The sequence below is a fragment of the Nordella sp. HKS 07 genome (assembly GCF_011046735.1).
Taxonomy (GTDB): Bacteria; Pseudomonadota; Alphaproteobacteria; order Rhizobiales; family Aestuariivirgaceae; genus Taklimakanibacter.
Map to the genome: position 1 here is coordinate 4,974,757 of NZ_CP049258.1, position 13,046 is coordinate 4,987,802.

A 13,046-nucleotide genomic window follows, 5' to 3' on the forward strand; every position below is an offset into this window, starting at 1 on the left:
TGGGGATAGGAACCCCCAACATCCAAAGTAGAATACCGCGTCCCATATAGTCCTCCTTCGATAGTTCTTGGAACAATTCCTGAGCACTGTGTAACCCACAAGGTCTGTGCGAGTTCCATTTTGGCGTTAAGGCAGTCTCCAAAGACCATGTTTATGGAGGGATAGGCCCGCCACAATCCGACGCGCGGCATCGTGGCGAGCTTCACATGTGGAGATCAAACGAGAGCTACCTGCTATCCGGCCCTTGAGAATTAAGGCCACACAGGCACTCTATTTCTTCGTCTGTTCCGTTTGGCTCTTAGCGGGTCGCGTGCTCCGCCACTTGTCAAAGTCTTCGGAGAATTTCTTGCGACGCTCCTGGCGCCATTCATCATAATCGGCGTCAAGTTTCTTAAGCTGCTCGCCCCGCCAGTGGCGATAGTCTGGGTCATAATCATCGTCATTTCGTTCGTGGCGACTTTCCCAGGAACCGCCCTCGGCATCACCGTTATCACCCCAATTTTCGGTCCTCATCCCTCGGCCACGCCAAGATGATCCTCTTTGGCCTTCCTCTGGATAGCCCCAACCTCCTTCGGAGCCGCCATAGTCATCCGCCGCGTGTAAGGCCACCGCCGCGGAACTCGCCATAGCCACCTTCCCGGCCGCCACCTCCATATCGACCAGATCCGTATTCACTGAAGCTCTCGCGGCTCGATGCGCGCCCGCCATATTCGCCGCGACCATATCCACCCTGATAGCGACCGCCGTTATCCTCATCGTCGTCGATGAATCGCCCGCGCGCATCGCGAGGATGTTCGCTTTCGTCAAAGTCGCGACGATAGTCACGTCTGTTCCTCATGAGTTTTGTCCCTTTAGAAAAAAGCCGTCCTTGCGGGCCAAACTCGGTGCTTCGAATAATGTTCCTGCCCGGTGCGAGGAATCGAAAAGATGCGCTGCACATGGCCGCCAAACGGCCGAGCCAACCTAAAGACCCTGCTTATGCGCCTAATCGGCAAATATCCGGCCGCCGCCGTCTTGGTCCGAGCGGGAACCCCGGGCGAGGGCATGGCAACAACACTAGTGTTTTTTTGGAAAAGCTTTTGCGCGTCCTCTATAAGGCGCGCGGCACCCTTGGGACCGACGTCCTTGATGCACTCGAATTTCTTCTCGAAGAGCCGATTGTAGTTGGCAAAAAAACCCTTGATGTCTTTAAGCACGTGGGGGCCAAGATCATCGAGGCTGCACGCGCTATTGTGCTCGCGGGCATTCTCTGCGAGCGCGATTAACCTGTCATTGCGAATCCAGCCGCTGCCCTTTTCCTTCTGGCGCGCCTCGATGGCCCCCAGTGCGCGGGCTTTCAGTGTACAGCCGGGCACGGCAGGCGCATCAGTCAGCACCAGAACGTCGAGCGGATCGCCGTCGGCAGCCAGCGTCGAAGGCACGAATCCGAAATCAAACGGAAAATTCATGCCTTCGGGCAGAACTTTTGCCAGCTCGAAAGTATTGCTGTCTGGATCATAATTGTACTTGTTGCGGCTGCCCTTTGGCGTCTCGATGACGACGCGCAATGCTCCTGTTTTCTTATCATAGGGTTCAAGTTCTAAAAGCAGCTTGCTGCGCGCCATTGTCGTTTCTCGCGGTCGGAGCCCACAGCGAAAACTTACAACGCTGTGATCCGGTTCCCTTTTCCTACATTCAAGGCTCCTATTCTGCGTTATCGCGGTCTTCGCGCTCGAACGCGAAGAGGCCGCCCGGCTCTCAGAATCAATCAGTTTCTAGTGTTCGAGGGCCATTGCTTACGACGAGCGCGGATCACCAACGGCAACGCAAACCACAAAGTCGCGAATAAGCAAAAAAGTCCGACAGCAATACTGATGCTGAGAAAACAGCGACCAATCAGGGCGACGCCCACGATATAGAGTTCCACCGAAATCGCGGTTGCCAGGGGGACCATAGCAAGAGCGATGAGCCAAGAAGCAAAGGATACAAAAAACGCGGAAATCGTAGTTTGCTCGGCAAGGCGGTGATATGCGGCCGGTGTCATAATTATCGCAATGGACATGGCGATGAGGACTATGGCGCCGTAGTGCAGGTATTGCTCCAAAATCGGTAGTGAAGAAAAGTGTTGATTGAACACCGCGATAAGCTGGAATCCGAATAATGCCTGAATGCCGGGAAGCACCATTCGCGCCTCCTCAATTACATTCTGCCCAATTGCCTCTATGCTCGATTTCTTCTCCATGAAGGCCATTGCCACTCGCGACCGTCCAGTAGAATGCCTCTGTCCTTCCTTTAAATGGCAAGCGTGGCGGACTTTTACGGAAGCCGGGATGTTCCCGCCGCACGGCGTCGATCAACCTTCTGCCGAAACGCGTCGCACTTTTCCTCACAAATGGCGGCATGGAGAAGATACAGCTCCGCGACAGGGCCGGTATTGTGTTGCGCGAACTTTTTCGCGCGCCGTATCTGCTTTTCCAGTCGCTTAATTCTGGGATCCATTTTCCGCATTCGGACCGCTCCTGAAGGAGGCCGGCGCCGGTCTCTTCTGCTCCCCTCAGCCTTCCGATGAGGATAGCATCAGGGCATCGGGTGAAGCTCGTGCCGGTTCAATTTTGCGAAGAACTTGCTTCACCCTAAAAAGTTCCGACGCGAGATGGCGCACCGAAAAACCTGCTCATGCATTTTCAGCGTTTGGCCGATTCGGCAAGTGAGCCCGCTCGTGGGGAAGCGAGGGCGGCGGGGTTTTGCATTTAAGGTCGTCCGCCGGACCGGGAGGCCATCCGTGGCCCGACGGGCTAGAGGCCATGTCACACGCTATCATGGCCATCTTCGTAGTATCCCTGCGCCGACCGCAGGCAAAGAAAACCCGCCAAGGCGGGTTGAGAGTTAGGATTGGGTAGTGCACCCCGACGGGGTTGTCGAGGAATCACGTAAACGCGGGCGCTGCGGAAAGGTTCCCATGTGTCGCACTGGCAGCCGCCGGCATCTGTTGTCGTGAGCCCGAAGCCTTTCCGCAAGGCGGGAATAATGGTGGTCAGCGGACTGTAGTTCTGGAAGGCGCGAGGGCTCCAAAGGCTCGGCAGGAAAGTAGTCTTCAGCCACGGGGTGCGAGTAAGCGGGAGCACCACACCGGGAGTAGGGTCGCGCGCAACCAGAAGCCTTAAAGGGAGCAACGCCCATGAAGGACAAATCCGAGCTATCACGTCGCAAATTTTTGGGGCAATGCCTCACAGGCGCTACCATTGCGGGGTCCAGTGTCCCCGCGCAGGCTCTGAACCGGATGAGCAAGGCTGCTTCGGACTACCAGAGTCACCCAAATGGAAGCCAGCGTTGTGGCGGATGCAGGCATTTCCAGCCTCCAGATTCGTGCGAGGTCGTGCCAGGCAATATCAGTCCGAATGGCTGGTGCAAATGGTTCCGCGCGCCGCGTAAAAGCTCTGGCGGCATGGGGTATTAGCGCCCAGGATGTGAAGAGAGCTCTGGGAACGGGTCATGTCAGCCCGGTTTATAGCCGGCAGTAACCTCTCCCTTGTGAGCCGCGAAAGCTGCGAGGACCTCTTCCTTCTCCCGCTTGGGGACCTTGAAGTGATCCAGCGTTCGTCCAAGCTCCGCTGCGACCTCATCGAACTCCGCCGGCGAAATCCGTAGGTCCCGGTGCGCCTCTTCAAGACCCAGCGGTGTCTTGCCTGGCTTGGTGGCCGTGAATTTAAAGGGCCCTCCCGACACGTCGCAGACCCAGAGCGTTCGCATGAACTTTAGGCCCGGTAACCGCTCTAAGCTCTTTGTGTGCCATTTCCGCAGTTGCGGATTCTTCGACTTCTGGCCAACGATGGGATTCTTCACGAGAGCATCGCTGAAATAGTCCACCACGGCCGCGATGGCAAAGACACCACCCAGTCGTTCGTAGAGACTTTTTTCGGATGTGGTCTCGGCGTACGCGTTAGCGAATATGGTGATGGGCGCTGTACTCAGCGCCAAGCCCGCTACAACGCTGCGCCTTGTAATAGTAGCGGAAATGAGGGGAGCCATTGTGTTCCTCCTTCTCAAGGATTGGTACCTAACGACATTGGATGAGTTGCTAGCAAATTGGTTCCCAGCAGCCAGTGACATTGGCCGGTCGGGGACTCAGCAGAATGCTGCTATCCCGACGCCGGCAAAAGAAAACCCGCCTTCGGCCGCAGGTTAGAGCGGGCTTATTCGCCGGAACTTGTAGATGATTTTCGCGTTGAGCTTCATAGTCCGCCGGGGCCCTTCTCGACCTTCTCCCAACTTGATGACTTCCTTCGGTGATTCCCAATGAACAACGATGAAGCCGAAATTCGTTCTCTGCTGGCTGAGTTTACTGGCGCCCTTCGCAATAAGGACGCCGATAGTGCCATCGCTCTGCTTGCCGAGGACGCAATTACGTTCGACCTGGCTCCGCCGCTTGAGCAGGGGCCAGACGCCACTCACAACCCCGCGCTATTGGGGGAGTGGTTTCAAACATGGAAAGGACCAATTAACTCGGAGTCCCGCGACCTTAAGCTCGACGTCAGTGGTAACGTGGCCTACGCATACGGACTGCAGCATATGACAGGCACCAAGATCGATGGTCAGGAAGTGGACCTTTGGTTCCGAGCGACGGCCTGTTTTCGCCGCGAGGATGGTCAGTGGCGCATCACACACATGCACAATTCAGTGCCGTTTGCGATGGACGGCAGCGAAAGGGCATTACTCGATCTTCAGCCGGAATAAACTGCGGTGGCGTTCACGTGACGTGTCGTCGACACGTACCGTCGAAATCATTCGCCGTTTGCGTCCACCTGACGGGTGGAGCAGCCGCCCTCGCTGATTAGCAAACAAGGTTTTTAGGCCCGGGACTGGCACGCACAGCCGGAGAGAGCTCACGCCGTTTCGGTCCGTCCAACACGACGTGGTCGCATCTTCTGAGCATAGGCGCGAGTAAATTCAGCGCCGAACAATACGAGCTGAGCGGAATAATAGACCCAGATTAGAACCACAACGAACGAGGCCGCCGCGCCATACGTTGATTCAAGACCTTGTTTACCGATGTAGAGTCCAATGAGCAGCTTGCCGATCTCAAAGAGAGCAGCCGTGAGAAGGCCTCCCGGTACGACTACCCTCCATTCTATTTCGATATCAGGGAGCCATTTGAACATCATAGCGAAGAGGACGGTCGTCAACGTGAACGATATCGCGAAGCCCGCGACCTGCAGCGCCACCTCTGAGACGTATTCAGAGAGCAGGGGGCCAACAGCCGATAGAGCAGTGGTGAGGAGCAGCGATACGAGCAGCAAAAAACCAAGCGAAAGCACTCCCGCCAGTGATATTCCATAGATCCGAAGAAAACTCCAAATCCCGGAACTGGCCGGAGCTTTTACGCCCCAAACAGTATTCAAGGCGTCTTTGAGCTGAACGACAACTCCAATTGCGGCATATATCAACGCGCCAGTCGCTATGATAGTGGCGAAAACTCCTCCGGTTGGTTTTCCCGCCATCAGCAGCATCTGCTGGACGCCTTTAGCGCCCTCATCGCCTATAAGGCTTGACAGCTGTTGACTTACCTGTCCGCGGACTGCTGCCTCGCCAAAAACCAGCCCCGCAACGGCAATCGCAATTACCATCAATGGTCCTATCGAGAAGAGCGAATAGTAGGCCAGGGCTGCACCCAGGGTTGACACTTTGTGCGCCATCCATCCTGACGCCGCATCCCTCAAGAGGGACCACCATGCTCGCGGGTTGATCAACAGTCCGCTGGAATACCGAAGCTCGTGCGTTCGATCGGCAGGTGGTTGGGCAGGTGAATCGGGGGGAAGACCTCGTCTTGCCTTCAAGTTAGCGATTCCAGAAACGAAGCTGCCAACCACTATACTCACCGCACGGATTGAGTACTCAGCGAGCTTTGAGCGACCGGAAGTAGCACTGGAGCGGCGGCGCATTTCTCAGGCCTTTGTTACGCAGGGAACTAAGTGTCCGGCCCTCTGATTTGTTCCGGGATCCCGGAGGATGACTCCGCGCTGGTGGAGCTCACAGAGGGTAGGAGACGACGCCACTCCTTCCAGCCTGCATGAGCCACGGCGCGCATCCCGGCCGATCTCATTGCGGGAAAAAGCTAGAAATCTCCCTCGAACGCAGTATAACCACGGAACACATTCTCGCCTCATACGTTTCCCTAGCGAAATAGGCACTTCTACCATTGAGGGGATAAACGTGAAGCGAACCCTCGCTGCTCTCCTTATTTGTGCCTTTGCAACGCCGATCTCCATTCTATCGACGAATGCCGCGGAAGCGCAAACCGGCATGGCCTCCTATTACAAGTCCGGCAAGCGGACCGCCAATGGCGAAACATTCGATCCCAACGGGTATACAGCGGCGCATCGCTCGTTGAAATTCGGTACACGAGTGCGCGTCACCAATCTGCTCAATGGCCGCTCAGTGATCGTACGTATCAATGACCGCGGTCCGTTTGTTCGCGGCCGCATCATCGATCTGGCCTATGCTGCGGCGAAAGCCGTGGGCCTGCATGATTCAGGCGTCGCCAAGGTAGAGGTCGCTTTACTCAACTAACCTACACGACGGGCGTTCCGACGATATCGCTTTTGGGCGAGATAGCGCAGAAGCCTTGGTAAAGTCATTGCGTTGAGAATCCGGTCTGCCGGAATGCCGCCTTTACGCGCCATTTCGACGCCCCAATGCATATGATCAAGCTCACGGATGGAATGGGCATCCGGGTTAATACTGAAGATGCAACCGTAACCTAGCGCGTTTTCGTGCCAACGCCAATCGAGATCGAGCCGCCACGGATGAGCATTGATTTCGACGGCAACGCCGCATTCGCCGCAGGCCTTCAATATCTTGTCGATGTCGACCTCATAGCCGGGGCGGCGCAGGAGCTGGCGACCGGTCATATGACCCAGGATCGTCGTGTGCGGGTTCTTAATCGCCTTGAGGATCCGATCCGTCTGCTCCTGTTTCGGTATCTTGAAGCGGCTATGCACGCTTGCAACGACGAAGTCGAAACTATCCAAAATGCGGCTTGGGTAATCGAGCGAGCCGTCAGCCAAGATGTCCGCCTCAATTCCTTTCAGTATACGGAATGACTTACCAAAGCGCTTGTTCAGCTCGTCTGCCTCGCCGTGCTGCTCGGCGATCTCGTCCAAGGAAAGCCCCCCTGCGTAGTGCGCCGATTGTGAGTGATCGGCCACGCCGAAATACTGGTAGCCGCGCTGCCGCGTCGTTTCAGCCATTGTCTCTAGGGTCTCGGTGCCGTCAGACCTCGTTGTGTGGCAGTGAAGGATGCCGCGCAGATCTTTGTCCCGGACAAGCCGTGGCAGAGCGTGTTTTGCGGCTTTCTCTATCTCGTTGCGGCCTTCGCGGAGTTCCGGTTCAATGAAGGGCAGGGCCAGGGCTTCGTAGATATCTTCCTCTGTCGCCGAAGCAACAAGCTTCTTGCCCCGATATAGTCCGTCCGGTGTTAGGTCATAGCCTTTATCGCGCGCGAATGTTTGCAGTTGTTGAAGATGCGCGGAAGAGCCGGTCGCGGTGAGTAACTTTGCGCCGAAATGCTTTTTGTCGGTAACAACTAGATTCAGACTTCCAGAAGCAGCATGGTCCGGCGATGCGTCTTTAGCCTGCGCGACCAGCGCGAGATCGGAAACAAGCTCGCATCCCCTGCGGAAATCGCCAGCGATCTCGATGCGGGAATATTCTGGATGCTCGTGCTTCACGGCAGACACCGCATGCTCAAGTAACGCAGCTGCCTTATGCAGATGGAGCTGCGTCTCGCCGCCGCGGGCGATGGAGAGATTCTGCAGGATTTTCGTTTGAAGCCCGGCTCCTAGACCCTTGACCCCGCGGATTCGATCTTCCGTTGCCGCAGCCTCAAGCTCGGCAAGCGAGGTAATACCGAGATCCTGATAGAGCTTGAGGATCTTATCAGGACGAAGGCCGGGGACCGCAAAAAGCTCGAGAACGTCGGCCGGTACATCCTTTCGAAGCTTCTCAAGGCTCGGATGCGATCCTGTCCGGTGAAGCTTCGTTACGAAGTCTGCAATGGCATCGCCGACACCGGGTATTTCCGTGAGCCTACCGGCTGCGATGATGCGATCGAGCGGTTGGGAAAGAGCCGAAAGGCTGTCTGCTGCGCGCAGATAGGCGTTAGCCCGGTACGGGTTGCCGCCCCCCAAAGATACTCTCTGCGCGTATTCCCTGAGAAGCCTGGCGACGGTCTGAGTATCGGTTTTCGGCATGGTTTTTGTCCAACGGTGCGCATTGCCCCCGGTTCCCGCAGACGCACTCGGTGCCCTATGCCATGGTGTGGGCCGGGTATGTATGGAGACTTGCGGATATGGGCTACCTGGATAGCTTCCGAACGAGATTGGTTGTCCTGAAAGCAATTGCACGGAACTTTACTCCCGTCGCAGGACATCACCAATATTTTGCAGATTTCCCCCGGGGATGAGCGACCACATCAGCGAGAATTGTCGTTTTGCTTCCAGACGATTAGTGCGCTCCAGTTATAGACCCCAGGTGCAGAAGTGCTCTCGCCGCTAACATTCTCACCAAGAACATTGCCACTAGGAGATTCGACATGCTTAAAATAGCTATTGATTGTGGAGAGAATTTTTCCGTCGGATTTTTCGACGAAGCGAGCATTAATTCCCTTTGATGGGTCGTTGCCACTTACCCATTCAGTCTCGTACCAGTGCTTGGTTCCATCAAAGTCGACATGCGACATCTCAACGACCGAGCGCGGATCGGCTGCAGACCCCGCATGGAACCGAAGCGATCGATGCATCCCCGTTGCGACCATTTGATCGAACCTTCCGCCGACTGAATTCTGCTCCACATGAAAGGGGCTATAGGTTCCCACAAAACTCGGGTACCCAAACATCATCGGCTGAGGGTTGGGATCAGGCCGGAAGATCCTCACATCCGCAACGTAACCGGTCCGGTCCTCTCCCAAAGGGTTTTTTGGGGCTTCATACGTGCCCAAGGGTGCGCGACCCATCTTCGCCGGTTCTTGGCCGAGAGCCTGCTCTCGGGTGTCTCCACTGGAGTAGGTCACCCAGAGGAAATGACTGACGTCGGATGACTCCTTGAAGACACTTGCGAGCAGGTTCGTCGTCTTCGGCGCATCGAAATAGATCTTAACGGCGACCCACGAGCCTTGTGACGTGAGCTCTCTGACGATCGGCTCGATCTTCTTGACGGCTTCCTCGGCCTTTTGGTGCTCGTAGTTCTCCAGATTTTGGACTTGTCCTTGGTGAATCATCATGGCGGCGCCACCAACCGCGCCCGTGGTGGCCTCCTGGCCGCTCGCGGCAGAGGATTGGAAGGCCCCTCGGCTGATTTCAGGTAGGGGAGGTGGCGCCTTCGCTGACGGTTTTTCCGCACCCGTCGTGGCCTTCTGGCTCGCCGTAGCAGACGATTGAACGCCTCCTCGGCTGGTTTCAGGCCCGGGAGGTGGCGACGTCGGTGGCGACCTTTCTCCCGATCCGGGCTCCTTGGGAGTGATGGTTCCGCTTACAGTGACGGCAGCCGGGCTGGTGACCGACACGGGGTTCTCGGCGATGTAGAGCGACCGGGTGACCCTAACGCCCTCGGTCAAAGGGCCGCAGTGTTCACACCGGACGGCGGTTTCGAACCGCCGGCTCTCTTGCAGCCATACATTGTGCAGCTCGAACGTTGGCAAGTCCTGGGCGGCCACGAGCCTTTGGGTCGCGGCTTCGCGCGCTGTGATCGCGTCGTTGAGAGCAATGACCTCCGCATGGCCGCCGGGCACGATGTCGTGAACGATTTTGAATTGACCCGTGCCCGCACGCTGGATGTGCGCGAGCAGCCTCTGGTTCATGAGTTCGGTGAGTGGCCTCGAAATGCCCGTGTTGAACGCGACGAAAATGCGCCCCGACACATCATCGCGAACCACCGATAGAACCGGGCCACCGGGAAAGTTTTGATTAATCTGGTGCTGTCCCAAAGCCAGCCTGGCAAGTCTTTGCGCGATAATCTCCAGAGATTCCCTTGGCGGGGGATTCGGCGGTCCTCTGACCGGGGCTCGACGCACCGTCGTTTCCGAAGCGGGCGCCGATTGCTGGACGACATGCGCCAATTCGTGCGCGAGCAGCGCTCGATCCCCGCCGGACTGTACGTCGGCGAATACGATGTGCCGGCCCACCGTATAGGCACGCGCGCCGACCGCGCGGGCGGAGTCACCGGCATGCGCTTCGGTGTGCAAGCGAACCTGCGAAAAATCACGGCCGAAGCGCGGCTCGAAGTAAGAGCGCCACGCGTCGCTCAATGGGCGGCCGGGTGAACGAAGCACATCGCGGACTATCGCGGGCGCGTCGGTGACGCCCGCTTCGGCCCTTTCCGCAACCTTTCTCTGAAGCCGCTTCTCTTCTTCTTCGCACTCAGCACACTTACGGCTGAGGACAGGCGGCGCGGGGGTGACGGTTAATTTGGAGGCAGGCATACTCGTCACCTGCTCGGCGGCGTGATCCGCCTCCTGTTCGAGGGGATCATCGAGCGTGCCGACGGCGAGTTTTCGCTGGAGGGAACCGGGCAAAGAGGGCGTCAGCCTGGGCAACTGCGGTTCTTGTTCCGACGATTGAACCGGCGCTTGGACAGGGGCCGGGCGCGAAACTCGGCTGTTACGCATAGCAGCGGTGGGGGATTCGGGCTTCATCATCAGGGGAGCAAACATGCCATCGTCCTCTCCGATAACGCTCGATCTAGCGCCCGCTTAACGAGGCAAGTCAAGATATATTCCCTGCATCGCATCCCGTCCAAGATTCGGGTCTCCTCGTCACAACGCCGAGTGTCCGACCTTCGGTGCCGCCCCCTTTATGCAGTTTCCCAAGCTTGCGAAAGCCACTCGTGGCGATTTCGCATCATCCGAACGAGGACGATAACAGCCGGCCCTTACAAGCCATTTTGATTGACGGAACCCTTGATTTGTTAGTCACTATTAGCGGCGGCCATGGGTCAATACGGCAAAGAAAAGCGTGCATGCCGCAATCCCTCAATGTCGCATGCCATTGTGGATACATCCAACTTGTTCCGTCTGTGTGAAGACTGGCACGACGCCTTTCTGGCGATCGTTATGGGGAGGGCAGCACTTCTGTCGTATCTGTGGCATTGCAATAGTCCGAACCTCAACCCAATATCCTCCGCCAGTGTCGATCAATGCGCGGTGCGTCGAAGGCATCGACCTACCCTCTATTTGCGGAGGCAGCGGAACGCGCCGGCCAGACGCACAGAAAACCGCGGGCGCTGCGCGAGATCACCGAGCGCACATGTTCGCATCACAACCACCATGGCGCGCTGTCCTTTGTTGAAAAACGCTCGCCGCCGCTACCAGTCCCACATTCGGAAGCCGTGGCCATATGGCTCGCAATAGGCGGGCAGCCTGCCATAAACGTCATAGTAGAAGAGGCAGTCGTCGGTCCAGCCGGCATTGGGCTCGCCCGGCCGAGGCCCGCGGAAGTTCTTCTTCACCCGCGGCTCCTGGTTCTTCTCGACGACCTTCTTCTTTTTCTTATTCACCGTCTGATCCTTTTTCTTCTTCACTGTCTCAGCCGCTGCCACCTTGTTGATGGTCATGACGGGCGCCACAGCAGGCGCGAAGCTCGCCAGAGTCGCTACGATGATCAGATGTCGAAGTGCCATAATCCACTCTCGTTAATGGGCAGGCGGTTCCGGTGCCGCCGCCGCTATGGGAGATCAACGGTTTACGGCCGTTACTTGATGTTCACAGCGAAACGCCACGGTCTCCTTGCCCTCGGCGATCCGGCACGGCACTCGCCGCCATCGGCGCACACCGCTATGCCTTAGAACGCCTGCGGCGGCTCATAGTTGCGCGGCGGCTTCCGCATCGAGGACGCCAACAAGCGCGTCGTCTACGCCTATACCGCGCAAGGCAGGAATTTCCACCAGCCCACTGAGGAAGAGAGGTTGCTGATCATCCGGGCAATCGCAAAGATGTCGAAGCGGTCCGAGGCGGTGAAGACGATCTTCGAACTGGCGGCGAGGCGGCAAAGGTCTGGCTGCCATATCGAGGACCATAGTGCACTTTACCCACACAGGATTCGGGCTAAGGTAGTGGTGTCCGCTCGCCAATATGCCCCCGGTTAGGGCGGACGCACCACGGAAACCCCGTCCTTGGCCCGCCAGCCTTGGCGGGGTTTTCTTGTTTGAGGCCTAGCGCCTGAACGTCCTCACCTTCACCGTCACGCCGCCGACGGGAATTTCCTTGTTTAAGGCAGGCCCTGTTCGTCGGCCCTGGCCCGCATCACGGCATTGATCGTTTCCCGTGACAAGGGGCGTAATCTGAGCCAATTTTGTCCGGGGCGCAGAGCTGTTCGGAATGGGGAAATACCATGGCACGTGACAAGCTCATTGGCACCTGGAAGCTAATCTCTGTCCAGTATGAGTTTTCTGACACCGGGGAGCGCGTCGATATTTACGGCTCGAAGCCTCGCGGATATCTGGTCATAACTGAGGATCAGCGCTTTATTACGATAATCACGTCGGACGGACGCCAATCGCCGAAAGGCGAGACCGATGAAGCCGCCCTCTTTAAGAGCATGATGGCCTACACCGGCAAGTTTCGGCTTGAAGAAGGCGATCTGCTGATCATCAACGTAGCTGAAGTTGCGTGGCATCCCGATTGGGTGGGTACCGAGCAGGCGAGGTACTTCAAACTGAATGGCGACCAACTGCTGATTTTCTCTGACCAAACCCCGCACCCCAGATTTCCTGGCCGCATGGGGCGAGGCGTCGTGATGTGGCATCGAGCGGACTAGCGCCGGGAGGCATCGTCGGGCCAAAGCCAAGATGTCGAGGCGGCCAAGGGAAACCGGGGAAAAGGATAACCCCGGCCGGCGCTTCGCCACAAAGGAGGCTAGGGCGATCGCACCGGCATCGTAGCGCAGAATGACTCAGGATTCGCGCAGCGAATCACCGACGGCGGTTCGGCGATTGTGGCCTGTGGGGGAGGGGTCAGGCAGAAAGGCCGCCAGCGGTCGCCGTAGGGCCGTAACACGCGGTCGCTATTCGGGTGTGGG

General features: G+C 57.4%; 12 protein-coding genes. 4 read left to right on the forward strand and 8 right to left on the reverse strand.

Annotated elements, in window-relative coordinates:
- Positions 1 to 270: 270 nt before the first annotated feature.
- The 4 genes from G5V57_RS23355 to G5V57_RS23370 form a co-directional block, all read right to left on the reverse strand.
- On the reverse strand, positions 271 to 825 hold the full coding sequence (locus G5V57_RS23355; protein ID WP_165169930.1) for a hypothetical protein: 555 nt from the start codon (positions 823 to 825) through the stop codon (positions 271 to 273).
- 26 nt (positions 826 to 851) lie between these two features.
- Positions 852 to 1,604: an inorganic diphosphatase gene (locus G5V57_RS23360; RefSeq protein ID WP_165169931.1), complete on the reverse strand. Its 753-nt coding sequence runs from the start codon at positions 1,602 to 1,604 to the stop codon at positions 852 to 854.
- A 143-nt stretch (positions 1,605 to 1,747) separates the two neighbouring features.
- A complete protein-coding gene (locus G5V57_RS23365; protein WP_165169932.1) occupies positions 1,748 to 2,221 on the reverse strand; it encodes a DUF6328 family protein in 474 nt (157 codons plus the stop codon).
- 1,253 nt (positions 2,222 to 3,474) lie between these two features.
- Positions 3,475 to 4,008, reverse strand: coding sequence for a group 1 truncated hemoglobin (locus G5V57_RS23370; RefSeq protein ID WP_165169933.1), 534 nt, complete (start codon positions 4,006 to 4,008; stop codon positions 3,475 to 3,477).
- 267 nt (positions 4,009 to 4,275) lie between these two features.
- Between G5V57_RS23370 and G5V57_RS23375 the strand changes: the two genes are divergently transcribed.
- The gene (locus G5V57_RS23375; RefSeq protein WP_165169934.1) at positions 4,276 to 4,713 is read left to right on the forward strand and encodes a nuclear transport factor 2 family protein; all 438 of its coding nucleotides are present in this window, start codon (positions 4,276 to 4,278) and stop codon (positions 4,711 to 4,713) included.
- A 149-nt stretch (positions 4,714 to 4,862) separates the two neighbouring features.
- Here the strand turns inward: G5V57_RS23375 and G5V57_RS23380 are convergent, their stop codons facing one another.
- Positions 4,863 to 5,672 carry a YihY/virulence factor BrkB family protein gene (locus tag G5V57_RS23380; RefSeq protein WP_246737336.1) on the reverse strand — a complete coding sequence of 270 codons (810 nt, stop codon included), beginning with the start codon at positions 5,670 to 5,672 and terminating at the stop codon, positions 4,863 to 4,865.
- Positions 5,673 to 6,189: 517 nt separating this feature from the next.
- On the opposite strand from G5V57_RS23380, the gene G5V57_RS23385 reads away from it, so the two are divergent.
- The gene (locus G5V57_RS23385) at positions 6,190 to 6,546 is read left to right on the forward strand and encodes a septal ring lytic transglycosylase RlpA family protein (protein ID WP_371744597.1); all 357 of its coding nucleotides are present in this window, start codon (positions 6,190 to 6,192) and stop codon (positions 6,544 to 6,546) included.
- On the opposite strand, the gene G5V57_RS23390 is transcribed toward G5V57_RS23385, so the two are convergent.
- The 3 genes from G5V57_RS23390 to G5V57_RS23400 all read right to left on the reverse strand — a co-directional run bounded on the left by G5V57_RS23390 (position 6,543) and on the right by G5V57_RS23400 (position 11,649).
- Positions 6,543 to 8,228, reverse strand: coding sequence for a DNA polymerase/3'-5' exonuclease PolX (locus G5V57_RS23390; protein WP_165169936.1), 1,686 nt, complete (start codon positions 8,226 to 8,228; stop codon positions 6,543 to 6,545). The genes G5V57_RS23385 and G5V57_RS23390 overlap by 4 nt on opposite strands.
- 221 nt (positions 8,229 to 8,449) lie before the next feature.
- Positions 8,450 to 10,684: a DUF4157 domain-containing protein gene (locus G5V57_RS23395; RefSeq protein WP_165169937.1), complete on the reverse strand. Its 2,235-nt coding sequence runs from the start codon at positions 10,682 to 10,684 to the stop codon at positions 8,450 to 8,452.
- A gap of 650 nt (positions 10,685 to 11,334) precedes the next feature.
- Positions 11,335 to 11,649 carry a hypothetical protein gene (locus tag G5V57_RS23400; protein ID WP_165169938.1) on the reverse strand — a complete coding sequence of 105 codons (315 nt, stop codon included), beginning with the start codon at positions 11,647 to 11,649 and terminating at the stop codon, positions 11,335 to 11,337.
- A gap of 186 nt (positions 11,650 to 11,835) precedes the next feature.
- Between G5V57_RS23400 and G5V57_RS23405 the strand changes: the two genes are divergently transcribed.
- Positions 11,836 to 12,114, forward strand: a complete 279-nt coding sequence (locus G5V57_RS23405; RefSeq protein ID WP_165169939.1) for a hypothetical protein — start codon at positions 11,836 to 11,838, stop codon at positions 12,112 to 12,114.
- Positions 12,115 to 12,359: 245 nt separating this feature from the next.
- Entirely contained in the window at positions 12,360 to 12,785 is a 426-nt protein-coding gene (locus G5V57_RS23410; protein ID WP_165169940.1) for a lipocalin-like domain-containing protein, read from the forward strand.
- Positions 12,786 to 13,046: the final 261 nt, after the last annotated feature.